Origin of the sequence: Desertihabitans aurantiacus, assembly GCF_003344635.1 — a bacterium.
Lineage (GTDB): Bacteria > Actinomycetota > Actinomycetes > Propionibacteriales > Propionibacteriaceae > Desertihabitans > Desertihabitans aurantiacus.
On record NZ_QPKK01000018.1, the window covers coordinates 1 to 24,470 of the forward strand.

At 70.1% G+C, this 24,470-nt stretch carries 19 protein-coding genes; 4 read left to right on the plus strand and 15 right to left on the minus strand.

What is annotated here, in order from left to right; genetic code table 11:
- Window positions 1-202, plus strand: a 202-nt coding sequence (locus DVA66_RS03275) for a glycosyltransferase (protein ID WP_198671433.1), incomplete at its 5' end; no start/stop codon positions are given.
- Between the two features lie 160 nt (window positions 203-362).
- A complete protein-coding gene (wecB, locus tag DVA66_RS03280; protein WP_198671434.1) occupies window positions 363-1,511 on the plus strand; it encodes a non-hydrolyzing UDP-N-acetylglucosamine 2-epimerase in 1,149 nt (382 codons plus the stop codon).
- A gap of 57 nt (window positions 1,512-1,568) precedes the next feature.
- On the opposite strand, the gene DVA66_RS03285 is transcribed toward wecB, so the two are convergent.
- From DVA66_RS03285 to wecC, 5 genes are all read right to left on the minus strand, one after another.
- Window positions 1,569-3,686, minus strand: coding sequence for a glycosyltransferase family 4 protein (locus DVA66_RS03285; protein ID WP_114558761.1), 2,118 nt, complete (start codon window positions 3,684-3,686; stop codon window positions 1,569-1,571).
- A gap of 435 nt (window positions 3,687-4,121) precedes the next feature.
- Window positions 4,122-6,056, minus strand: a complete 1,935-nt coding sequence (locus DVA66_RS03290; protein WP_157973807.1) for a glycosyltransferase family 4 protein — start codon at window positions 6,054-6,056, stop codon at window positions 4,122-4,124.
- A gap of 330 nt (window positions 6,057-6,386) precedes the next feature.
- The gene (locus DVA66_RS03295; protein WP_157973808.1) at window positions 6,387-8,603 is read right to left on the minus strand and encodes a hypothetical protein; all 2,217 of its coding nucleotides are present in this window, start codon (window positions 8,601-8,603) and stop codon (window positions 6,387-6,389) included.
- A 214-nt stretch (window positions 8,604-8,817) separates the two neighbouring features.
- Window positions 8,818-10,437, minus strand: coding sequence for a hypothetical protein (locus tag DVA66_RS03300; RefSeq protein WP_114558764.1), 1,620 nt, complete (start codon window positions 10,435-10,437; stop codon window positions 8,818-8,820).
- 144 nt (window positions 10,438-10,581) lie between these two features.
- A complete protein-coding gene (wecC, locus tag DVA66_RS03305; protein WP_114558765.1) occupies window positions 10,582-11,823 on the minus strand; it encodes a UDP-N-acetyl-D-mannosamine dehydrogenase in 1,242 nt (413 codons plus the stop codon).
- Between the two features lie 402 nt (window positions 11,824-12,225).
- Here wecC and DVA66_RS03310 point away from each other — a divergent pair, with 402 nt between their 5' ends.
- Window positions 12,226-13,440 (plus strand): glycosyltransferase family 4 protein, encoded by a 1,215-nt coding sequence (locus DVA66_RS03310; protein WP_114558766.1) that lies wholly within the window; start codon window positions 12,226-12,228, stop codon window positions 13,438-13,440.
- A 24-nt stretch (window positions 13,441-13,464) separates the two neighbouring features.
- On the opposite strand, the gene DVA66_RS03315 is transcribed toward DVA66_RS03310, so the two are convergent.
- A complete protein-coding gene (locus DVA66_RS03315; protein WP_114558767.1) occupies window positions 13,465-15,600 on the minus strand; it encodes a right-handed parallel beta-helix repeat-containing protein in 2,136 nt (711 codons plus the stop codon).
- Between the two features lie 314 nt (window positions 15,601-15,914).
- Between DVA66_RS03315 and DVA66_RS03320 the strand changes: the two genes are divergently transcribed.
- Complete coding sequence (locus DVA66_RS03320) at window positions 15,915-16,460, plus strand: YdcF family protein (protein ID WP_157973809.1); 546 nt, start codon at window positions 15,915-15,917, stop codon at window positions 16,458-16,460.
- 13 nt (window positions 16,461-16,473) lie between these two features.
- Here the strand turns inward: DVA66_RS03320 and DVA66_RS03325 are convergent, their stop codons facing one another.
- From DVA66_RS03325 to DVA66_RS03365, 9 genes are all read right to left on the minus strand, one after another.
- Window positions 16,474-17,223, minus strand: coding sequence for an SDR family NAD(P)-dependent oxidoreductase (locus tag DVA66_RS03325; RefSeq protein WP_114558769.1), 750 nt, complete (start codon window positions 17,221-17,223; stop codon window positions 16,474-16,476).
- Window positions 17,224-17,323: 100 nt separating this feature from the next.
- Entirely contained in the window at window positions 17,324-18,715 is a 1,392-nt protein-coding gene (locus DVA66_RS03330) for a mycothione reductase (RefSeq protein ID WP_114558770.1), read from the minus strand.
- A 58-nt stretch (window positions 18,716-18,773) separates the two neighbouring features.
- The gene (locus tag DVA66_RS03335) at window positions 18,774-19,691 is read right to left on the minus strand and encodes a 1-phosphofructokinase family hexose kinase (RefSeq protein ID WP_114558771.1); all 918 of its coding nucleotides are present in this window, start codon (window positions 19,689-19,691) and stop codon (window positions 18,774-18,776) included.
- On the minus strand, window positions 19,688-20,116 hold the full coding sequence (locus tag DVA66_RS03340; RefSeq protein WP_114558772.1) for a type II toxin-antitoxin system VapC family toxin: 429 nt from the start codon (window positions 20,114-20,116) through the stop codon (window positions 19,688-19,690). The genes DVA66_RS03335 and DVA66_RS03340 overlap by 4 nt, the downstream gene beginning before the upstream one ends.
- Window positions 20,100-20,333: an AbrB/MazE/SpoVT family DNA-binding domain-containing protein gene (locus tag DVA66_RS03345; protein WP_114558773.1), complete on the minus strand. Its 234-nt coding sequence runs from the start codon at window positions 20,331-20,333 to the stop codon at window positions 20,100-20,102. The genes DVA66_RS03340 and DVA66_RS03345 overlap by 17 nt, the downstream gene beginning before the upstream one ends.
- A gap of 61 nt (window positions 20,334-20,394) precedes the next feature.
- The gene (ccsB, locus tag DVA66_RS03350; RefSeq protein WP_114558774.1) at window positions 20,395-21,357 is read right to left on the minus strand and encodes a c-type cytochrome biogenesis protein CcsB; all 963 of its coding nucleotides are present in this window, start codon (window positions 21,355-21,357) and stop codon (window positions 20,395-20,397) included.
- Window positions 21,357-22,928, minus strand: coding sequence for a cytochrome c biogenesis protein ResB (resB, locus tag DVA66_RS03355; RefSeq protein WP_114558777.1), 1,572 nt, complete (start codon window positions 22,926-22,928; stop codon window positions 21,357-21,359). The genes ccsB and resB overlap by 1 nt, the downstream gene beginning before the upstream one ends.
- Before the next feature lie 167 nt (window positions 22,929-23,095).
- Complete coding sequence (locus DVA66_RS03360; protein WP_114558778.1) at window positions 23,096-23,860, minus strand: cytochrome c biogenesis CcdA family protein; 765 nt, start codon at window positions 23,858-23,860, stop codon at window positions 23,096-23,098.
- Window positions 23,860-24,470 (minus strand): TlpA family protein disulfide reductase (locus tag DVA66_RS03365; RefSeq protein WP_198671435.1); only part of this gene is annotated, 611 nt, incomplete at its 5' end. The genes DVA66_RS03360 and DVA66_RS03365, both read right to left, overlap by 1 nt.

Here is a 24,470-nt window from a genome sequence, read left to right on the forward strand (position 1 = left end):
CGACGCCCACGGGTGGTCGGCCCCGGCCGGCGACGTCGACGCCTGGACCGCCGCCCTGACCCGCCTGGCCGCCGACCGCGACGAGCTGCGCCGCCGCGGTCGGGCCGCCGCCAGCCGGGTCGGACGCTCCCGAACCTGGGACCACCTCGCCTCCCAGCACGCCGCCCTCTACGCCGATGTCGTCGCCGAGTCCGCCCGCTGAGTGGACCCGACCTCGACGCCTTGAGCCTGTCGAAGGGACGCCGAGGCCTCCGCAGAACTTGCCGTCGCCGAACCACCGCCCGATACGGTGAGCCGGTCGGGCGAGTAGCGCCCGAGAATCAGCGGGCGCTGGCTCCGCTCTCGAACCCTGAGGAGGACCGATGCGCCCCCGCATCATGACCGTGTACGGCACCCGCCCCGAGGCCATCAAGGTGGCGCCGCTGGTGAAGGCGCTGGAGGCCAGCGACCAGTTCGACTCGGTGACCGTGGTGACCGGTCAGCACCGCGAGATGCTGGACCAGGTCAACGAGATCTTCGGCATCGTCCCCGACCACGACCTCGACGTCTTCGCCCACGGCCAGACGCTCAACGCGCTGATGGCCAAGGTGTTCGAGCGCCTCGACCCGGTGCTGGTGGAGGAGAAGCCGGACGCGGTGCTGGTGCAGGGCGACACCTCGACGGTCGCGGCGGCCTCGCTGGCCGCGTTCTACCGCCAGATCCCCGTGGTGCACCTGGAGGCTGGTCTGCGCAGCGGCGACATCAGCTCGCCCTTCCCCGAGGAGGCCAACCGGAAGGTCACCTCGCAGGTCACCGCGCTGCACCTGGCCCCGACGAAGACGTCACGCAACAACCTCGTCCGCGAGGCGATCGACCCGGCGACGGTGGTCGTCACCGGCAACACGGTGATCGACGCCCTGCTGCACACCGTCGGGCAGAAGCTGCCCTTCACCGACGAGCGGCTGCAGCGGGCCGAGGACGCCGGTCGTCCGGTGCTGCTGGTGACGACGCACCGCCGCGAGAACTGGGGCGGCGCGATGGAGGGTGTGGGGCGGGCCCTGCGGACGCTGGCCGAGCGCTACCCCGACCACCTGGTCGTGCTGCCGGCCCACCGCAACCCGATCGTGCGCGAGGCCGTGCTCCCGCACCTGCAGGGTCTGGACAACGTGCTGGTCACCGAACCGCTGGCCTACGGGGAGTTCACCCGGCTGCTGGCGCTGGCCACCATCGTGCTGACCGACTCAGGCGGCGTGCAGGAGGAGGCGCCGTCGCTGGGGAAGCCGGTGCTGGTGATGCGGGAGAACACCGAGCGTCCTGAGGCGGTCGAGGCCGGCACGGTCAAGCTGATCGGCACCGATGAGGAGCGCATCGTCACCGAGGTCAGCCGGCTGGTCAACGATCCCGAGCACTACGCCGCCATGTCGAACGCGGTGAACCCCTACGGCGACGGCCGGGCCATCGAGCGCTGCCTGGCCGCCCTGGCGCACCACTTCGGCCTGGGAGACCGGCTGCCCGACTTCGTCGGTCGCTGAACGCAGGACGGCCCGCCGCCCCTCGCGGGGTGGCGGGCCGTGGTGCGTCCTGAAGCCTCAGCCGAGTTCGACCGGTCGGCGCACGCCGCCGATCTCCTCGTACAGCTCGGTGATCCGCTCCGCCAGGACGTCCCAGCGCCGGTTCTGCACCACCCACTCACGCGCCTGCGCCGACAACCGCACCCGCAGCTCGGAGTCGTCCAGCAGGAGCCGCAGCTTCTCCGTCAGCGAGGCCGCATCACCCTTCGTGTGCAGCATCCCGTTCAACCCGTCCTCGACGATCTCGGCCAGCGCGGCCACGTCGGAGGCGACCACCACCTTGCCCATCGCCATCGCCTCGAACGGCTTCAGCGGGGAGACCATCTCGCACACCGGCAGCGGCAACCGCGGCAGCGGGCACACGTCGATGATCGAGTAGTAGGACTCGACCTCCTCGTGCGGGACCCGACCGAGCAGCTTGACGACGTCGGTCAGCCCCTCGTCGACCACCCGCTGGGTCAGGTCCTCCAGCGCGTTGCCGTCACCGATGACCAGCACCACGAAGTCCGAACGCTCTCGAGACAGCACCCCGGCTGCCTCGACCAGCAGCTCCAGACCCTCGTAGTCGACGATGGTGCCGACGTAGCCGATGACCTTCTTGCCCCGCACCCCGAGTCGGTCGGCGAGCTCCAGGTCGGGCGCGCGCGGCACGAAGCGGTCGGTGTCGACTCCGTTGGGCACCACGGTGATCTGGTCGGCCTCGACCCCGCGAGTGACCAGCTCGTCCTTCAACGCCTGCGTGATGGCGATCGTCTTGGTTGCATACCGCGCCGCGTCCGCCTCCAGCCGGGAGATCAGGCGGTACTTGCGCCCCTCGGCCCAGAACGGGTCGCGCGAGGCCCGGGTCACCTCCCACAGACCACGCACCTCGTAGATGCTCGGCAGCCCCAGCCGACGTGCGGTCGAGACCAGCGTCAGCCCGTTCCAGTGGTTCGACGCTGCGTGCAGGACGAACGGCCGCTCCTGCCGCACGAGCGGCTCCAGCGACGCCGCATACCGGGCGATGTAGTCCTCGGTGGGCAGCTTCGGCTCCGGACCGGGCTCGGTCGACAGCCGGTGGTAGGGGATGCCGTCGACGTGGTCCAGCGGCTCGATCCGGTCGAGCTCACGGAACTTCGGCATGTCGAACGGGTAGCCGCGGCGGGTCACCCCATGGGCGTCCCAGCCCGCCCGGGCGAGTGCGCTGAGCAGGCCGTGGGTCCGGGTGGCGTAGCCGGCCGAGTGGTACGGCAGGGAGTTGTGCAGGCCGTAGAGGAACTTCGCCCGGTCGACCTCGAACTCGGGCTCGCTCCGCAGCGCCGGCATCGGGAAGCCGTGGTTGAGCAGCTGCTGGCTGACGTTGTCGGTGACCTCGGTCCCAGCGAACTTCTCCCGCGCCCACTTGTCGTTCGGCTTGGCCCGGCGGTAGTGGCGCAGCAGCAGTCCTGCCCGCGTGTGGTAGCCCTTGCGGGAGACGCGGCGGATCGCCAGTCGCAGCGGGATGAGCGGGATCTCGGAGGTCCGGAGCTCGGCGAGCACGTCGGCCGCCTGGCTGGCGCCGCCGCGGGCCAGCACCGTGTGCATCCGAGCCAGGCGGGCCTCCTTCTCGTCGGCGCCGGCCAGGATGCCCTGCCACTCCTCACGAGGGCTGGCGTTGAGCCGGACGGCCAGCTGGACGACCGGGTTCGGGCTACCTGCCAGGACGTCCAGGGACGGCTGGTGCTGGTACCCGATGGCGAAGGCGAGGGCGTCCAGGTGCGTCTCCGGCCGCCGCGCCAGCTTCTCGGTCATCCGGTCGAGCGCCTTCTTGACGACCTTCTTGTCCGGCTTGACCCCGGGCCGGTTGACCATGACCTCGAGCAGCTCCAGCGAGCTGACGCGGACGGGGTCGATGTCGATCGCGTTCTTGATCGCCTCGAACGCGGCGTCGAACTTCTTCGCCTGCAGCAGCCGGGAGCCGTACAGGTGCCAGTCCGCGGCGTTGCCGGGGTCGGCGAGGAGCGAGCGTCGCATCACGTCCAGCGCGGACTCACGCTTGCCGCTCTCCCACAGGCGCCTCGCCTCCGCCCTGCGCTGGTCGGCCCGCTCGCGCGCGCGGTCGGACTCCTTCTGCGGGGTGCCCGTCGGGGACGGTGTCGGAGTGGGTCCCTCGATCACCCTCAGGCCGCGACGGGCGATGCGCCGGAGCCGGCGGGCAACGGCTCGCCGGTACCGCTCGACAGCCTGGGGGGACCTGCTCGTCACGTCTTCGACCTCCGCTGGGGGTTGCTTGGCTCGACTCGACCGAGGGCCACGCTATCCCTAATCGGGTCGGGCCGTCCCGGGGCGGACGCCGGCGATCGTCGCGGGCCAGCACCTCACAGCGATGCCACAATCAGAGCGATCGTTGAAGAAGCCGGCGACTACCACCACTGACGCGTCGTTGCTGAACGGAATCGATATTCGGGTTGCGGTCACCGTGCAGGCGACTTCGGCCGCGGGTGTGCAGACGGGTGAACGGTCACGTCGCGGCGTTATCGTGGCTTGAGCCGGATCGCGCGGTGGGCGAAGCAGCACCGGTCGGCAGTAGCAGCTGGTTCTCAGCGCGGTTCGTCAGCCGACGGGTGCCTGCCGCACTCCGCCGATCTCCTCGTAAAGGGCGGTCATCCGCCTGGCCAGGACTTCCCAACGCCGGTGCTGCACCACCCAGGCACGCGCCTGCGACGACACCCGGGCCCGCAGCTCGGCGTCGTCGAGCAGCACCCGCAACACCGCGGCCAGCGAGCCGGCATCGCCCTTTTTGTGCAGCATGCCATTCACCCCGTCTTCGACGACCTCGGCCAGGGCAGCGACGTCGGACGCCACCACCACCTTGGCCATCGCCATCGCCTCGAACGGCTTCAGCGGGGAGACCATCTCGGTCACCGGCAACGGCAGCCGCGGCAACGGGCAGATGTCCATGATTGAGTAGTAGCGCTCGACCTCCTCGTGCGCCACCCGACCGAGGAAGCGGACGACGTCACCCAGCCCAGCGTTCGCGGTGAGCGTCTGCAGCCGTTCCCGTTCGACCCCGTCACCGACGACGAGCACGGCGAAGTCGCGACGCACTCCTGACAGCACGCCCGCCGCCTCGACCAACAGCTCCAGCCCCTCGTAGTCGACCAACGACCCGACGTAGCCGATGACCACCTTGTCGGCGACACCCAGCTGCTCGGCCAGCGCCCGGTCGCGCGCTCTTGGGAGGAACCGCTCCGTGTCGACCCCGTTGGGCACGACCCCGATCTTGTCGCCGTCGACGCCGCGGCGGACCATCTCCGCCTTCAGCGCCTCCGTGATGGTGATGACCCGGGTGGCGTGGTGGGCGGCGTCCAGCTCCATCCGTGCGAGGTAGCGGTACTCCTCCCCAGTGGCCCACTCCTGGTCGCGGGAAGCCCTCGTCACTTCCCACAGACCGCGCAACTCGTAGACGCTCGGCAGGCCCAGCTGGCGGGCTGTCGTCACCACGGCCAGACCGTTGAGGTGGTTGGAAGCCGCGTGCAGCAGGAACGGCCGCTCGGCCTCGGCCTGGGCCCGCAGGGCCGTCGCGTAGCGGCCGATGAAGGCGTCGAGGGGGTGCCGACGCTCGACCGTCCGCTCGGTCGTCAGGCGACGGTAGGTGACGTCGCCAATCTGATCCACCGCCTGGACCGGGCCGTGGTCGGCGAAGGGGCGCAGGTCGAAGGGGTAGCCGATGCGCGAAACGGCGTCGACCCGCCAGCCGTCGCGGTTGAGGGCGGTCAGCAGCCCGTGCGTCCGGGTGGCATAGCCGGCGGAGTGGAACGGCAGCGAGTTGTACACGCTGTATAGCACCCGATCGGGCAGTGGGTCGTACGCCCGCCCCTCGGCCGGTGCCGGGAAGGGGAACCCCTGCTCGGCCAGTCGCCGCTCTGTGCTGGCGCGTTCGGCGGCAGACGCTCTTCCAACGCGGCCATACTCGGCCTGCAGCCGCTGTGCCCAGCGGTCCTCTGGTCGGGCTCGGAGGTACTCCTGCAGGAGGCCGCGGGTCTTCGCGCCGCGCCCTGACCAAACCAAGGCTTTGATTGTCATCCGCACGGGCACGACCGGGATTCGGTCAGCCGGCAGGGCGGCTAGTAGACGGGCGGCCTGGGTTGAACCGCCGCGACCTAGCAGACAGAGGATTTGAGCGAGGCGCGCCATATAGAGGTCGAGGTTGGTGTCTTGGAGCGCCGCCTCCCACTCATCGTGGTTGAGGTCGTTCAGGACAACTGCGAACCGGACGACAGGATCAGTGCTGTGCCCCAACTGGTCCAGACACAGTCGGTGCTGGCCCCGGATGATCACGGGAAGTAGGTCTCGGTGCCGGCTTGGCCGGTCGGGGAGCACTTCTACGAGCTGGTCGAGGGCTGCCCGACGAACGGACGTCAAGGACTCCCCACTGCGGTGCACGAGTTCGTTCAGCAACTCGAACAGTGCGACCTCGCTCGGATCCAACTCAAGGGCGTTCTTTAGCGCCTCCACAGCAACCTCGAAACGCTCGGACTGCATCATCCGCAACCCGTAGAGGTGCCACAACCGGGCGTCTCCCCCGTGGTCTCGCAGAGATCGACGGAGTAGGTTCAGCGCCTCAGTCCGCTCACCCCCGGTCCAGTACTTGTTCGCGCGTTGGCGCAGCCTCAGGGTCGGATCTGCCGAAACCGTGACCGTCGCGGCGGGCCCACTGCTCCTGCCGCCTTCGTGCGACGCCGGCTGGGTGTCGGTCATAGGGGACCTCCCGAGGGTCGACCGCTTACCCGCGAGCCGCGTCGACCCATCAGGCGAGCATCAAGCGTAGGCGGTAGCCAAGCAGACACTAATCCAACCGCCCATCACCCCTGGGCCTCATGCCGCACGCGCTAGATCAAGCTGATAGCAGACCGAGAGCAGCTTATTGATCATGATGACTCCCCGGATATCCATTTTCTGATTACGATCACGGAAAAGGTCCTCGACGTACTGCTCCAGTTCCATGCGCTGGCGGGGACTGAAGAGGGAGTCGACCTGCAACACCGTCTGCAGTGCAGCAGATATCCAGCTCCCGCGGGTGTCAGCGAAACGAGCGTTCGCTGCGACAACGTCAGCTGCACGTGGATCGACCACTCTCTCGATCAACTCCTTGCGCGCCTCGGCAGCTACACGGAAGGGTCGATCGTCCACCTCGGGGGTGTCTTCCCTCGCCGGAGTGGGGCCCTCCATCAGCAGTTGGGGCGCAAGTGCTGCACGCTCGGCGTTGTCCTTATCGCGACCGTAGGGCAAGCGCGCCAAATCGATGTTCAGCGCATCAGTAACGTCGAGCTGCACCTTGATGCTCTTGAATTCGCTGAACGTTGCAAGCTTGAGGCGGAACATAGTCTTCGACTGCAGAGGCCCCCACCCAGGCGCCAGGACCTGGTTCAACCACTTGTCACTGCAGTGCAGACCGTTGCGGTAATAGAGGTAGTGCAGGTCGAACTTCTCGAGGGGCGTGTCACCAGCGATCTGGCGCAGCTCATCGGCGAAATGTTCCGCTAGCCCACTGTCAGTGACGACTGGCTTACGTGAATCAGGAATGCTCGCGATGAATTTCCGCGAGAATTCTTCTACCGTCGGCTCCTCCGGTCGACCGAACCGCAGGCGCGCATAGTACGGGCGGCCGCACACTTCGCCGTAGAATCCGTTGATGCGCAGGGTATCGGGAAGCTGTTCCCGGGTAGCGAGGGGCTGCAGCCCATAATACGTACCCAACTGCACACTGATGATGTCTAAAAACGAATCGGCGAGGGAGACGGTACGGCGGCGCCGGGGGATGGAATCGTATTGGAAGGGAGATTTTCTCAGCAGCGCGAGACTGAGCGGCAGATCTTCTGGCGTCGCGGGGTTGTCCGCCGTGTGGATGTGGATCTTGTCCTCGAACTGCCGGAAGTGACTCAAGGCACCGATGACCATACGGGCGTCCATCCCACCCGTGACGTCAACACGGACGAACGAGAACCGGGGGTGCATCAACGCTATCCGAAGATTGTCTTTTATCTCCTCCGCAGCCGCCTGCACCATCTCTACATAGGCTCGTTCGTCGAACGACTCCCTCGCATCGAGTGCGTTACGGATGGGCGCATCCTGCAGAACCAGCCCGCCTTCGCGAAGTTCGATTTCCTTGTCCACCCCCAGGACGTAGCACCCCTTGATATCCATCTCTCGCGAGAAGTTCTGGGTGAACATCTGATTGATCGCGCCAAAACTCGCGCGCACCTTGTCCGCATTGAGCTCAAGCCTGACTCCTAGTTCCCGCAGGATAAGGAGTAGCAGGTGGTACCGATTCGCTACACAGGTGATGTTCTGGTCTTCGTAGTAGTAAACCTTTGCCACACCAAAGTAGTCCGTGCTGATACGGGCCACGTCGGCGGTGAGGTCGAGGAGAGTGAAGTCGCCGACCTGTGCCTCGATCGATGGCAGTGACTGCCTGTCGAGGTCGTCGGCTCCGAAGATGAATCGGTTAGCGTTCCGGGTCATGCCCGAGAAAACGAAGTCGGTAGCACCATCGATGCGTGTACGAGTGGCCATGACGTGCAGCTTTCGCTGACCAGCCGTCCAAACTGAGTGGATGAGGCGATGCTCAGCCCCGACCTTGTTCAGCCTCTGCGTGGTGCTGCCGTCGGCTAGACCGGGGGCAACGATGACGGCAAAGTCCTGGTGCGGGTAGTTGAGTTGCACAAACCTCAACTCCGGCAGTTCCGTCGGAGTATTGGTTAACCCCGGGGTCTGCATCGTCGAGTCAAGGGCTGCGCTCGTCTCTTGGAACGACTCGCCCGATGCCTCTTCAAAAGTCACCGACTGCGAGGTACGCGAAGCCTTCTCCTCCCCGTTCCTGACGAACGCCTTCACCGCGTACGTCCCCGGTTCCGCTAGTTGGTACGTCACGGTGTCGGATTGGCTGTAACTACCTCGCTGAACTACTTCGCGATCCTTCAGTAGGTAGAAGGCGTACTCGTCTCCCGGATGGCGCTGCTCAGCAGACTGCATTGCGGTCGCTGTGAGTTCACCCATATTCAGGCTCGTCGCGACATTCGAGAGATTCGGCATCGGCGCCCCTTTAGTTCGTCGAGTCGCGGTCACTTTTCGCAGATCGGCAGCACGGCCGGTTGACCGAGCGTCTGCCCAGCGAATGATAGCCGACCCGAGGGACGGGTGAGCTCGCCTCGGTGGTGGACGTCCAGCCGTCTCACCGTCGCGGCCTTGGTTCGACCCTGCTGAACACGTCAAGCGACGCGAGCTGTTCCAGTCGGTGGCGCCTGCCTCAACCAAGATGACTTAGTTGGAAGGTATGGGCTACGGCCAGCGCCAGTGAGATGTCATTGGCGTCTGCGGCACGGGTGAAGCGGCCTCGCGAGACGGCGTCCTGCATGACACCGCGTGCCGTGCTCATCCGAGCCTCGCCCATGAACTCGACGACGAGCGGGCGGTCCGCCGCCTCGAATGCCTCGGCCATGAGACTGATCGGCTTAGCGGTTGAGTGGCGAGCGACAGCGGACGTCTCCTCCGATGCGAAAACCCTCCCCTTGCCCGGCCCATCGAGGGCACCATCCACCACCGTCATGGCAGTCAGTTCGTCGACAGAGGGACTCTTGCTCGCGACGTCGTAGGGCATGCGGTTCAGCCCGGGCACCAAGCTTTCCATGACGTCGTACAGGATCTGCTTGCTGTCGATGTTGCTGTTGCTGCGTGTTACCACTTCGAGCAGGCGGCTGTTCAGAGGGGAGCAGACGACGCGATACTGACTGTTGAGGCCGACATGGAATCGGTTCCGAAACTCCCGGTAGTGCAGCACCATGGGGTTCAGATGCGGTTCGTGTGGTTGGAGCTCGGCCACGCAGCCAAGGACCTCTTGCTTCCATGCCTCGAACAGATACTTCGGTCGGTGGTAGTCCTTCTGCCTGGCCAGCATCGTTGCAGGGTCATCAGCGGCGTAGAAGCGGCGGTGGGTCTCTCCTCCTCCGCCGTGGAAGTGGATGTGCCACGGATTGGGGGCATGGACGGGGAAGTACACCGGCATGTAGACACCTAGGTGGATGCGCCGCCACGCCTCGTACCGTTCCCACCCTGTCAGGGCTGGCGGCTTGGGACGGTCGGGCTGCGGTCCGTTGATCGGCATCTCGAAGGCCTCAGCGACCGTGGAGGCGGCGGCGAGATCTTCCGCCAGGTGCTCACTCCTGCTCGAGCGGAGGTTGATCCTCCGCATGATGTCGTCAGAGGGGTTCTGGTTCTGAGCGGCTCGGACGAAGGCGAAGACCGTACGGGAGTCGACTCCACCACTGAGGTCGACGTCAAACCACACCCTCTCGCTGCTCAGCATCGTCTGCACCCGACGGGCCCACGTGGATACGAACCGGCGTAGCCCCTCGGTGTAGTCCGGTGCAGCCGGGAGCCGGGGAATCCGCACGAGGCGAAGGTGACCGTCCACGATCTCGACGGCGCAGTGCAGCGGCGCCAAGCGGATTTCGTTGAACGCCGTTCGCGTGGAGCTCAGCTGCATGGCGAAGGTGTGCGGCATCTTGTGCGACGTCAACTGCGGCAGATTCGCACTGACCCGCACCCCATGCGCCGTGAGATGCTCGGCGATCATCGCCACGCTGTTCGACACACACCAGACGTCGCCGTTGTCGTAGTAGAACATCTTCTGCAGACCGACGTGATCCACTCCGATTCGGTATCCGCTCTCGGTCTCGGTGGCCACGACATAGCAGCCGTCCTCCCCAGGCCGCATCGGCGCTCCAATTTGGGCCTCGAACGCGAGGGCGCCCTCTTGACCAGCGATGTAGTGCTCGTCGACGAACGCGAACCCTTGGAAGAACCGCCGTGGGGGCGGCTGAAAGCTGGAGAACAGAAAGGTGAGGCCGCGGAGGTCGGTCGAAGTCACAGGAGGATCGTAACGATGCGGGACCTTGTGCCGACGCTGCGCATCTGACGCCGCCATCGGGGTCGGAGGCCTCGCAGTCCGCAGATCGCCAGGTGGGCGAGCACTATCTGCCCGCCCCCTCTACCGGATGCGCGAGCCGTGCAGTCAGGAGCGCCAGGCACCACGCGTGTCGACCACCTTGGCAGGACGCCGCACGGCCAGCTCCAGGAAGGCGTCGTGGTCCACCAGCAGCACGGTGACGTCGGCGGCAGCCAGCGCATCCTCCAGCGAGCTCAGCCGGACGTTGTCCCGGCTGGCGAGCTCGCGCGGCAGCTCCTCGATGTGCGGCTCCACCACCAGCACTGTGCCATCGACTGCGAGATCGGCGAGATGGGACACGATCTCGCGGGCAGGCGACTCACGGAGGTCGTCAATGTTGGCCTTGAAGGCGAGGCCGAGCGCGGCGATGGTCGGTCGCTCAACGCCGTCCAGCTGCTCGCGCACCTTCTGGACGACCCACTCCGGCTTGCCGTCGTTGACGTTGCGCGCGGTGCGGATGAGCTTGGACTCCTCCGGGGCCGCGTCGACGATGAACCAGGGGTCGACCGCGATGCAGTGCCCGCCGACCCCGGGACCGGGCTTGAGGATGTTGACGCGCGGGTGGTGGTTCGCCAGGTCGATGAGCTCCCAGACGTCGATGCCCAGCTTGTCGCTGATCAGCGACAGCTCGTTGGCGAACGCGATGTTGACGTCGCGGAAGGAGTTCTCGACGAGCTTGGCCATCTCAGCCGTGGTGGCGTCGGTCAGCAGGATCTGGCCCTGGCAGAAGATCTGGTAGAGGTCGCGGGCGCGCTCGGCCGCCCCCGGGGTCAGTCCGCCCACGATGCGGTCGTTGGTGACGAGCTCGATCATCACCCGGCCGGGCAGCACACGCTCGGGGCAGTGGGCCACGTGCAGCGCCGGGCGGCCCTCGCTGCCGTCGAGGCTGAGGTCGGGGCGCACCGCCAGGATCCAGTCGGCCATCTGCTGGGTGGCGTGCGGCGGTGAGGTCGACTCGAGGATGACCAGCTCGCCGCCCTGCAGCTGGGGAGCCACCGCTTCGGCGGCTGCCTTCACGTAGGAGAGATCGGGGGCTCCGGTCTCGGTGAACGGCGTCGGCACCGCGATGATGTAGGCGTCCGCCGGCGGCGGCGTCGTGGTCGCCTTGAGGTAGCCCTGCTTCACCGCACCGGCGACGTAGGTCGCCAGGTCGGGCTCGACGAAGGGGACGTCACCGCGGTTCACCGCGTCCACGGTCTTGGTGTTGATGTCCACACCGGTGACGTTGACGTGGTCGGACGCCAGGATGGCGGCCGTCGGCAGGCCGATGTAGCCCAGACCGATCACGGCGACGTGCTTGATGTCCATCTATGGTTTCCTCTCAGAAAGCTGCTCACCGACCTCCCCCCGAGGACCGTCCGGACCGCATCAACGGCGGACGCCGATCGCTACAGAGGTCAGTGCGAAGTGCGCGAAACGATCCGACACTATTGCAGCGGCGGCTCTCAGACCACTTGCGCCTGCAAGGCGGGCCGCAGCACGCGCTCACCTCGCGTCTGAATGCCTCCGCCGCGCATCGGCCCGCAGAAGGCCGCCAGCCGTTCAACCAGTAGCAGCGGCGAGCTCGTCGGACGGCACAGCCCGGGAAGTTCCCCGCTCGACCTGATGGTTACCTGAGAAATTGGCTAGCAAGGCAGACGCTTGCTTAGGGTGCCTGGCAGATTGATCACCGCAGCGACACGCCGAAGCAGGGCAGGGGGAGGGAGCGTCGTGCCGGACCGACCACTGCTGCTCGAACGCGCGACCATCTCCGAGCCGCCGTTCCGGGCTCTGGTGGTGACGGTCGTCCACGACCCCCGCGACGCACGCATCTGGTTCCGCCAGATCCGCGCGCTGCTGCAGGCCGGCTGGCAGGTCACCTACGCGGCCCCGTTCACCGAGAAGGCCCAGGTGTCGACCGCCGAGCTCGCCCCGGGCGAGCGCGACCGGCTGCGGCTGGTCGACCTCCCCCGCGCCTACCAGCGGGTGCGGATCCGCGCCGACCTGCGCGCCCGCGCCGTGATGCGCCGCCACGCCCCCGGCCACGACATCGTCCTCGTGCACGACCCCGAGCTGCTGCTCGCCACCACCGGGATGGACGTCCCGGGTCTGGTCTGGGACGTCCACGAGGACCCGGCGGGCGCGTTCGCGACCAAGGACTGGATCCCGCGGCAGCTGCGTGGCGTGGTCTCCCGCGAGTGGCGGCGGATGGAGGCCGTGGTCGAGGACCGGCACCCGCTGATCCTGGCCGAGTGGGCCTACCGCGACCGGTTCGAGCACCCGCACCCGGTGGTCCCGAACGCGGTCAACGTGCCCGACACCCGGGAGCCGAACGGCACCGACCGGGTCGTCTGCCTCGGTTCGGTGACCCGGGCCCGCGGCGGGCACATGCTGGCTGAGATCGGGCAGCGGCTGCACGACGAGACCGAGGGAGCGACCACCCTGGAGGTGATCGGGCCCTGCCACGACCACGGCATCCGCTCCGACCTCGAGCGGGCCCAGGAGGCCGGCCACCTCGTCTGGCGCGGGTTCATGCCGAGCAACGAGGCGCTGGCCCGGCTGCGGGGTGCGCTGGCCGGTCTGGTGCTGCTGCACGACTCCCCCAACTACCGGGTGAGCATGCCGACCAAGCTGATGGAGTACTGCGCCCACGGGGTGCCGGTGATCACCACCCCGCTGGCCCTGGCGGCCAAGCAGGTGCGCACCCACCGCACCGGCGTGGTGGTGCCCTACGACGACGCCGAGACCACCGTGGACGCCATCGTCGGTCTGGCCGAGGCGCCGGAGGTGGTCGACGAGATGGCCGCCAACGGCTACGAGCTCGCCCGCCGCGAGTACGACTGGCAGCGGTGGGCACCGACCTTCGTCGAGCTGATGGAGGAGCACGCCCGCGCCCGGCGCGGGACGGGCGCCCAGCTGCTGCCCGTGGCGGCCAAGGCGTCCTGACGCCCGGGTCGTCGGCGGCGCCTGCTACCCCTGGGGACGGGCGAACTGGTCGACCCGTGTCCTCGGCTGCAGCGGGTGCCCGCGCAGGTGCGGCGGGCGCGGGCCGGCGCCGCTGACGTCGGGCACCACGATGCCCAGCGCGTGCGCCGGCGACCCCTCGGCCACCCGGAGGTCACGAGCGGCGACGTCGAGGAAGCAGGGGTCGGCGACGACGGAGTACCGGTCGTGCCCGGTGCGTCGCCACTCCTCGTCCAGCGGCTCGACCACCTGCCAGTCCTCCTCCGGCCCCCGACGTCCACCGTTGCCGGCCAGCACGGCCCCCTCGACCGGGTCGAGGTCGAAGAACAGGTTGAGGTCGCTGGTGACGGTGTAGCGGCGGACGTCCCGCTCGCCGGCCGTCCCGGCGTAGCCCGGCGTCCCCGACCCCAGCAGGATGTTGCGCTCCAGGGTGAAGGAGTTCGACGGCTCGGGCCGGGTGATCGACACCTGGCCCTGACCACCGAGGGCGAGCACGTTGTGCCGGACCACCACCTCGCGCCCGTAGTGGTGGTGGAAGGCCTGGCTGGAGACGTCGTGCACCACGTTCGACTCGATCACCACGTGCGAGGAGCCCTCGTCGGTGTAGATGCCCCAGCCGCCGTAGTTGGCGCACCGGACGTCGTGGATGTGGTTGCCGCGCACGACGGTGCCGGGGGCGATCCCCAGCAGGTAGACCCCACCCATGTCGTTCAGCAGGCCCTGGCCGAGCGTGTGCAGGTGGTTGCCGACCACGAGGTTGCCCTGCGACGGGCTGTCGGCGTAGTCCCAGGTCCAGCCGACCGAGATCGCGGTGTAGTAGAGGTCGCTGATCCGGTTGTGCGCGACGACGTTGTGCGCCCCGTGCTGCAGCAGCACGCCGACCGCGCTCGGGTAGACCCGGCCGCCGCGCTCGACGGTGTTGTCGCTGATCTCGTTGGCCCGGGTGAAGTCGGGTGAGGACGCGTCGGCCGACCCGCCGCAGCGCACCGCGCCGGCACCCAGGTCGGTGAACGTCGAGCCGCTGACGAGGTTCCCCCGGCTGCCCGGGCCGAGGCTGATGGCGTAGCCGCCGACGTCGCGCACGGCGCCGTCGACGAAGGCGCAGGCGTGGGCGCCGTCGAGCTGGATCGCCGCCGGGACGGTGCTGGCGGCCTGGACGTCGGCGGCGAACCCGACGTCGCGGGGCAGCACCGGGTCCTCCCGGACGCCGAACGGTGGCACCGCCGGCGGCACCTCGGCGAAGTCGGCGTAGGCGAAGTGCACCGACTCGAAGCGGACCTCGCGCACCGGGTCGGTGCCGGTGCCGCGCACCCGGACGAAGACGTCGAGGACCGGCATCCGGACGTCCAGCGTCTCGGCGGTCTCGCCCTCCCGCGGCCGGTACAGCAGCTGCGGGCCGTCCCGGCCGACCATCCTCCCGGTCGGGTCGAGGTACCACTCCCCGGCCACCTCGCCGAAGGCCTCGGCCACGTTGTCGAGGTGGTAGCGGGCGAACCGGTGGGCGGCGTCGTCGCGGAGGGCGAAGATGCTGCGCAGCGAGCTGATGACCTCACGACGCTCCCGGTCCACCTCCACCACCGGCATCCGCTCCTGGACCCAGTAGTGCGGGACGACCACCTCCACCTGCTCGGGCTGGGCCAGCTCGGGGAGGTCGCCCTCGCGGAAGCGGAACCGGTCCGAGCCGTCGAAGAGCGTCTCGACGAACCCGGCGGACGGGTCGAGGCCGTCCTGCGACTCGATCCACAAGAAGCCCTCCCGCGGGTAGCGAGGACGTGGCGCCCGCCGTCCACCCACGTAGAGCGCCCGGCCGCGCGCGGCGGGTGCATCCGCGGCGAGCACGTCGACCCCGTGCACCTGCTGCTCGCGCCACCCGGTGATCGGCACCGCACCCTCGACCACCGGTGGGTGCTCGGGGTCGCGGGCGCAGAACGCGGTGAACGAGTCGTCCGGGGTCAGCTCCAGCGTGGCGGACTGGCGGTAGGTGCCGCCCTCCAGCCAGACCACCGCACGCTGCCCGGGGCGTCGGCGCTGGCGGACCAGCCGCAGCGCGGAGTGCAGGTCGCGGACCGGGTAGCCCCGCGACCCGTCGGCGAACACGGAGCCGTGCGGGCTGGCGTGGATCTCGATCCGGTCGGTGCTCACGTGGGGGATCTCCTCCTCGTCCCGTGGCCCGCTGGCCGGGCCAGCCAGACGACGTCCCACCCGAGCAGCCCGGGTGGGACGTCGGCGCCGACAACCTGATCCCGTGGTCGGCGGGGCTGGAGCCTCAGACTACAACCGCGGTCCCCCTGCGCAGTGCCTGCGGGTGGACCTGTCGGCTGGGGGCACCCGGCTAGCCTCGACGGCGTCCCCCCGCAGCGTGAGGAGCCGTCATCAGCACCGTCACCAGCACCCGATCCGGTCCGAGCACCCGGCGACCCCGTCGCCCGCTGCTGCCGCGGCTGCTGCTCGCGCTCGTGGTGGTGGTCGGCGTGCTCGGCATCGTCTTCGCCACCCTCGTGGGACTCCCCCACATCGACCGGCCCTCGCGTACCGACGCCGTGCTGGTGCTCGGACCCTCCGACGACCGGCTGGAGGACGCCGAGGAGCTGATGGCCGAGCAGGACGACGCCGCCTTGGTGGTCAGCCTGCCCGAGCCCTTCGACGAGTCACCGGAGACCGTGGACTTCTGCGAGGCCGACCACGACTACCCGGTGCACTGCATCCACCCCGAGCCCTCCACCACCCAGGGTGAGGCGCAGGCGTTCAGCGAGCTGGCCGCCGAGGAGGGCTGGGAGTCCGTCGCCGTCCTCACCCACCGCTCCCACCTCACCCGCGCCGGCATCCTCGTCGGTCGCTGCTTCGACGGCGAGATCCAGCAGTGGCGCACCACCGAGGACTACGGCACCCGGATGTGGGTCTACCGGCTGGTCTACGAGGCCGGGGCCTGGGTGAAGATGGGCCTCACCCCGGGGTGTGAGGACGAGCTCGGGTGGTGGCCGGACTACGTGCCGGGGCCGTGACTCCGCGAGGACGTCAGACGGCGGTGTAGCCGCCGTCGACCAGGTGGTAGCTGCCGGTGATGAAGCTGGCCTCGTCCGAGAGCAGGAAGCGCACCAGCGGCGCGACCTCCTCGGCCTCTCCCAGCCGGCCCATCGGGTGCTTGCCCTGCAACGCGGTCAGCGCGTCCTCGGGCAGGTTCTCCAGCAGCGGCGTGCGGATGTAGCCCGGCCCGACCGCGTTCACCCGGACGCCCTGGGGGCCGTACTCGGCGGCGGCGTTCCTGGTCAGCCCCACCACCGCGTGCTTGGTGGCGGTGTAGGCGCCGTTGCCGGGCGCGGCCACCGAGCCGTGGATGGAGGCCATGTTGACGATCGAGCCGCCACCGGCCCGCAGCATCGCCGGGATCTGGGCCCGCATCCCGTACAGCACGCCGTTGAGGTTGATCTCGATGACCCTGCGCCAGTCGTCGAGGTCGACCTCGCCCGCCGGCGCCTGGCGTCCGCCGATGCCGGCGTTGTTGACGGCCAGGTGCAGCGCGCCGTGCTCCTCCACCGCCTGCCGGACCACCTGCTCGGCGGCCTCGGCGTCGGTGGTGTCGTAGGTCGCCGCGGACGCCTTCCCGCCGGCGGAGCGGATCTCCTCGGCCACCCGCTCGGCCGCGTCGGTGGCGATGTCGGTGACCAGCACGGTCGCGCCGTGCCGGGCCAGGTCGAGGCTGACCGCCCGGCCGATCCCCGACCCGCCTCCGGTGACCAGGGCGACCTTGTCGTCGAGCTGTGCCATGGTGGGTTTCCTCCCTGCAGACGGTGTGTCGCGTTCTCCCGGGGACTACCCGGCGGCACACGTCCCGTCACGTGATCCGGGTGTCCGGATCACGCCGCGCTCACAGGTCGAGGGCCAGCAGCGCGTTCTCCACCAGCTCGGTCATCGCCGGGTGGATCCAGTACTGCCCGCGGGCCATCTCCGCGGCCGGCAGCCCGAACGACATCGCCTGGATCAGCGGCTGGATCAGCACCGACGCCTCCGGCCCCATGATGTGGGCGCCGAGGATCCGCCCCGTCCCCCGCTCGGCCACGATCTTGGCGAAGTGCTCGTCATCCTCCATCGCCCAGCCGTAGGCGATCGAGCCGTAGTCCTGCTTGGCGACGGTGATGTCGTGCCCGGCCGCGCGCGCCTGGTGCTCGGTCAGCCCGACCGAGGCGACCTGCGGCTCGGAGAACACCGCATGGGGCACGAACCGGTGGTCGCTGCTACGGAGCTGGTCGGGGTGCAGGAGGTTGTGCTGGACCACCTTCGCCTCGTGGTTGGCCACGTGCTTGAGCTGCCAGGGGTTGCACACGTCACCGAGGGCCCAGATGTGCTCGGCGGTGGTGCGCTGGTGCTCGTCGACCACCACGTAGCCCTCGCGGTCGGTCTCCACGCCGGCGACCGGCAGGTTGAGCGTGTCGCCGTTGGGACGCCGTCCGGTCGCGAAGAGCACCACGTCGGCCCGGTGCTCCGAGCCGTCGCTGGCCAGCACCCGCGCGGAGCCGTCGGCCTCGGTGGCGATCTCGGTGGGCACCACCCCGGTGAGCAGCCGGACCCGGCGCGCCATCGAGCGGGTGAACGCCTCGGAGATCTCGGCGTCCTGCTCGCGCAGCATCGCCTGCGAGCGCACCATGATCGTCACGTCGCTGCCGAAGGAGGCGAAGACGTGGGCGAACTCCGAGGCCACGTAGCCGCCGCCGACGATGACCACCCGGCCCGGCAGGTCGTCGGTGCGCATCACGGTGTCGGAGGTGTGGGCCCAGGCCGGACGCTCCTCGCGGCGCTCGTCCCACCACTGCGGGTCGACGCCGGCGACCGGGGGCACGACCGCCCGGCTGCCGGCGGCGATGACGAACCGGTCCGCGCTGAACTCCTCCCCGCCCGCGGTGAAGGTGTTCGGCCCGGTGAAGTGGCCCTTGGCCCGGTACAGGGTGACGTTGGGCGCCTGCGCCCGCCAGTCCTCCCCGCCCTCGGAGATGGCGTCGATGCGGGTGAAGATGCGGTCGCGGATCCCCGGCCAGTCGACCTTGTCGCGGGTCAGCTGGACGCCGAGGCGAGCCGAGCGCTCCGGCGCGGAGGCCAGGTCGGCGGGGTGGACGAACATCTTGGTCGGGATGCAGCCGACGTTGAGGCAGGTGCCGCCGAAGATCCCCTTCTCCACCAGAGCGACGGACTGGTCGTCCAGCTGCTCGTCGATGAGGGAGTTGCCCGAACCGGACCCGATGATGCACAGATCGAAGTGACGCACGCCGACATGCTGCCACCCCGGACCCAGCCCCCGCTCCTGTCGCAGCCGGCGCCACCGGTCAGCCGAGCGCGGTGATCTCCAGCTCGGCGGCGGCCGCCCGCGCCACCCCGGGGTCGAGGACGCCCGGACCGGGCACCTGGGCGTTGGCGGTGGCCGTGCCGGCCGCCAGCCGGACCGCCTCGCCCAGGCCCAGCCCGGCCTCCAGACCGGCCAGCAGCCCACCGAGGTAGCTGTCGCCGCTGCCCACCGAGTGCTGCCCGCGCCGGGCGCTCGCGGCCACCAGCCAGCAGCCGGTCCCGTCGTGCAGCATCGACCCGCGGGCGCCGTCGGTGACCACCACCGGCGCCCCGGCCCGGTCCGCCACCGCGGTGGTGAGCTCGCCCAGGTCGGCGGTGGCGGCGTCCACCCCGAGCAGGTCGGCCGCCTCCACCCGGTTGATCTTGACCAGGTCGACCCCGCCCTCCAGCAGCAGCGGCAGCACCGGGCCGTAGCAGTCGACCGCCAGCCGCACCCCGCGCTCGCGGTGGCGGGTGAGCACCGCGGCCACCTCGGCCGGGTCGGTGCCGGCCGGCAGCCCGCCGTTGAGCACCAGCCAGCCCGGTTCGACCACGTCGTCCAGCACCTGGCCGACCTCCGTCAGCACGCCGGCGCCCAGGGGCGTCCCGCGCTGGTAGATCTCGGTCATCTCCTCACCGGCGACCGAGACGCAGATCCGGGTCTCCTCGGTGTTGCGGACGACCGTGGCGGGCAGCCCCTCCTCCACCAGCAGGGCGGCGAGCAGGACGCCGACCGGTCCGCCCAGCACCGGCACCGCGTGCACCGGCGCCCCCATCCGGGAGGCGGCGCGGACCATGTTGAGGCCCTTGCCGCCGGCGCAGCGGGTGACCGCCTTCGGCCGGTGGATCTGGCCGACCACGAGGTGGTCGACGTCGTAGCTGATGTCGAGGGCCGGGGCCAGCACCACCGCGGTGATCATCGGAGCACCTCCACGTCGGCTCCGAGCGCGCGGTAGGTGCCCAGGGCCCGCTGGTCACGGGTCACCAGCCGTCGCCCGTGCTCGATGCAGACGGCGGCCACCAGGGCGTCGTAGACGGCACCGCCGGCGACCCCGCTGGCAGCCAGGTCCTCGACCAGCACCTGCGCACGCTCGGCACCGAGGAAGACCGAGTGCGGGAAGTTGGCCTCGATGAGGCGCGCTGCCGACGCCGGTGTCCGGCGCGCGGGCGCGGGCAGCCGGGTCAGCACCGAGAAGGTCTCGAACGCGGCGTGGCCGGCCAGGCCGAGACGACGCTCGGCGACCGCGGCGAAGACCTGCTGGTGGTGGCGGTGGTCAGCGGTCAGCAGCGCCACGGCGACGCTGGTGTCGACCAGCTGCGGCTCGCCCTCAGCGCTGGTCGGCATCGCGCAACGCCTGCACCGTCTCGTCGTCCACGGTCGCGCCACCGGCCGGGATGACCAACCGACCCGCCCGCTCCTCCAGGTCGTCGCCGGTCAGCGGCTCCACGCGCAGGCCGGCGCCGTCCGCGGTCACCGAGACCTCGCCCGGGACGAGCCCGACCCGGTCGCGCAGCGACTTCGGGATGACGAGTCTGCCCGCCTTGTCGATGGTCGTCCTCATACCACGAACCTACCATCGTGATGGCACGCGGCCCGGGCGATGCGCGGACCGCGTGACCCGGTCAGATGCCCGCGTAGGAGTGCAGGCCGGAGACCAGCAGGTTGATCCCGATGAAGTTGAACCAGTACGCCACCACGCCGACCAGCGCGATCACCGCGGCCCCGGTCCCCCGCCACCCGGCGGTGGCCCGCGCGTGCAGGTAGACCGCGTAGAGCACCCAGGTGACCAGGCTCATCGTCTCCTTGGGGTCCCAGCCCCAGAACCGGCCCCAGGCGTACTGGGCCCAGATCGCGCCGGCGGCGATGGTGAAGGTCCACAGCGGGAAGGCGAAGGCGTGCGCCCGGTAGGCCAGCAGGTCGATCGCCTTGGCCGAAGGCAGCCTGGCCAGGTAGCCGCGGACCTCGCCCCGACGCTCGGCCCGGGCCTTGACGAGGTAGAGGATCGAGGCGAGGGCGCCGACGTTGAACGCCGCACCGGAGACGGCGGCGGCGACGATGTGGAAGAGGAACCAGGTCGAGTGCAGTGAGGGCACCAGCGGGGCGACGTCGACGTAGAAGACCGTGACCGCCAGCCCCAGCCCGACGGTGGCGAGCATGGTGGTGAGCAGCCCCAGCCAGCGCTGGCCGGCCCGCAGCACGAGCACCAGGTGCACCGCCACCACGAACAGCAGCGAGGTGCTGACGAACTCGTACATGTTGCCCCAGGGGAACCGGTCCGCAGCCAGCCCGCGGGTCACCACCGCCACGGCGTGCACCGCGAAGGCGACCACGGTGAGCGCGACGCCGCTGCGGCCGAGCTTCTCCACCCGCAGCCAGGCGCGCTCCACCTTCGGGTCCGCCGCGTCCGGGTGCTCGACCACCCCGGGACCGCCGGCGCCGACCAGCTCCCTGGCCGGGGACGTCCGGCGCTCGCGCTGGTCCAGGCCCTGCGCGGCCGACCACTCCCCGGCGTGCGCGATCGCGGCGAACAGGTAGACCACGGCCGCCATCACCATGGCGGTGTTCGACACCTCTGCGAAGTCCATCAGTCCCGCTCTCCTCCGTCGTCGCGGCCCCCATCATGCTCCTCGGCGCGCCGCGGGGACGACTCGTCGCCGGTCGTCCCTCTGCCAGCGCCCTGGGCCTGCCGGGAGGCCTCGTCCTCGCGCGTCCCGAGCGTCCCGGCGAGCTCGTCGACCTGCTCGTCCAGACCGGTGCGGGCGTCGGCGCGGTCCAGGCCACCCACCTCGACCAGGGTGCGGCCGTCCTCGCGGCGCGCCCGCACCCAGATCCGGCGCGGCCGCACGAAGAGCGACAGGCACAGCCCGGTCACCGCGGCGACCACCGCGCCGAGGGTCAGCCCCAGTCCGGGCGTCCGGCTGATCTGCAGCTTCACCCAGCGCTCCCAGCCGTCCATGGTGATGCTGCCGCGGCCGTCGGGCAGCTCGACCGTCTGCCCGGGCTCCAGCCGGATCCGGAACGGGTCGCCGTCGGCGCTGGTGATCTGGGTCAGCCCGGTGACGTCAAGGGAGTACACGTTCTCGGGGACCCCGTTCTCCTCCCGCGGAGGGCCGTACCACGCGTTGAGGAACAGCTGCGGCTCGAAGGCGTCGGGGAACACCGAGCGGGGGCCCTGCTCGTCCACCACCGCGGTCGGCAGGAAGAAGCCCTGGAAGGCCAGCTGCTCCGGGCGGGAGTCCCAGGCCTTGATCGCGCCGGCGGAGGTGAAGTTGCCGTCCTGGGGCAGGAAGGGCACCACCCCGGAGAAGGAGGTGTTGCCGTCGCCGTCGGTCACCGTCACCCGCGGCGCGTAGCCGTGCTGGATGAGGTGCACGTCGGTGCCGCCCACCGCCAGCGGCTTGTTGACCTCCAGCCGGAACGGGTACGGCGCGGCGCCCGGCTCCTCGGTGACGGTGAGATCGGCCTCGAACACGCGGGCCGCGCCCTGCTGCACCGGACCGGTCTCGAACTCGGCGGTGAACCGGTCGACGGTCAGCGCGAACGGCGCCAGCGACTCGGGGTCGAAGCGCCCGCCGGAGGTGATGTCGTCGTAGGAGGTGATGGTGTTGGCGAAGCCCTGCCCCACCGGCACCACCACGTTGGCCCGGTAACCGGCCAGCGCGCCCCAGGCCAGCCCGACCAGCAGCACCACCAGGCTGAGGTGGAAGACGAGGTTGCCGGCCTCCCGCAGGTAACCCCGTTCGGCGGCCACCGAGTCCTCGCGGACGTCCACCCGGAACCGCTGGCGGCGCAGCTCGACCCGGGCCCGCTCCAGCACGTCGGCGACGGCCTCGTCGGCGGTGGCGGTGGCGGCGGCGGGCAGCCGACCGAGGTTGCGCGGGGTGCGCGGCGGGCGGGCCCGCAGCGCCCGCAGGTAGACGCGGGTGCGCGGGACGATGCAGCCGATCAGGGAGATGAACAGCAGCAGGTAGATCGCGGCGAACCACGGCGCGCTGTAGACGTCGAAGAAGCCGATCGAGTCGTAGAAGCGGCCCAGCGTCGGGTTCTGCTCGATCCAGGAGCTGACCTCGAACGGCTGGGTGGGCCGCTGCGGCAGCAGCGCACCGGGCACGGCCGCGATCGCGAGCAGCAGGAGCAGCGCCAGCGCGGTGCGCATCGAGGTGAGGTTGGTCCACAGCCAGCGCAGCCACTCCACCGGACGCAGTGCCCGGGCACCGGTGGGCGCCGGGTCGCCCTGCTGGGGGGCGCTGATGCCGCCGACGGCGTCGGCCTCGACGGCGTCGGTGGTGTCGGTGCGGTCCACGGGTGCGGCGGTGTCGCGGCTCACAGCGGCGCCCCGATGCTGGCCGCCCACTGCCGGATGCCGGCCATCAGGGCGTCCCAGAGACCGGTGACCAGCAGCAGCCCGGTGAGCACCATCAGCACGCCGCCGACGCCCATCACCACCCGCTGGTGCCGCTTGAGGAAGGTGACGGCCCGGTTCATCCGGGTCCAGGCCAGCCCGGCCAGCACGAACGGGATGCCGAGCCCGAGGGAGTAGACGAGCGCCAGCAGCGCGCCGCGGGTGGCCGTCGCCTCGTTGTAGGCCAGCGTCAGCACCGCCCCGAGGGTGGGCCCGAGGCAGGGCGTCCAGCCGAAGCCGAAGACCATCCCGAGCAGCGGCGCGAACGCCACCCCCGCCCGCGGCACCCGGTTGAGCCGCAGGCTGCCGCGCCCCAGCGGGACCACGCCGAGGAAGACCAGCCCGAGCAGGATCGACAGCACCCCGGCCACCGGCGTCAACCAGGGACGGGCCCCCGCCAGCGCCTGTCCGGCCGCGCCGAAGACCACCCCGGTCAGCACGAAGACGACCGAGAAGCCGAGGACGAACAGCGACGCCCCGAGCAGCATCCGCCCCTTGGGCCCGCGACCCTCGAGCACCTCGGCAGCCCCCAGGCCGGTGGCGTAGGAGAGGTAGCCCGGCAGCAGCGGCACCACGCAGGGGCTGAAGAAGGAGACCACGCCGACCAGCAGGGCGACCGGGACGGCGAGCAGCATCGAGCCGGAGACGGCCTCGCTGGCCCAGGCGGCGACGTCCATCGGCACCATCACCGGCCCTCGGCCACGTCGGTGACCAGGTCGACCAGGGTGGTCTCGGTGACCGGCCCGAGCACGCGGGCGGCGACCCGTCCCTCGGCGTCGACCACCAGGGTGCTCGGGATGGCCGCGGGCGGCAGGGTGTCGGCGAAGGCCAGCTGGATCTCACCCGTCGGGTCGTCGAGGTTGGGGTAGGTGACCTCCATGGCGCGCAGGAAGGCCTCCTCCGCGGCCGGGTTCTCCTCCTTGACGTTGATGCCGACGAACTGGGCGACGTCAGAGGTCCGCTCGGCGGCGCGCACGAGGTCGGGCGCCTCGGCCCGGCAGGGGGCGCACCAGGACGCCCACACGTTGAGCACGACCACCCGGCCGCGGAAGCTGGCCAGGTCGAGCTGCTCCCCGCCGCCGACCGTGGCGCCGGAGACCGCCGGCGCGGGATCGCGCTCGTCGGGGGCCACCGCGGTGATCTGGCCGTCGCCGGAGACGAAACCGTCCTCCCCGCCGTCGGCGTTCGCGCCGGGGGTGGTGCAGGCGCCCAGCGCACCGGCGAGCAGCACCGCGAGCGCGGCCCCCGGCGTCCGGCGGCGCGGACGGCGTGCGGGCGCGTTCGGCTGCCCGCTCC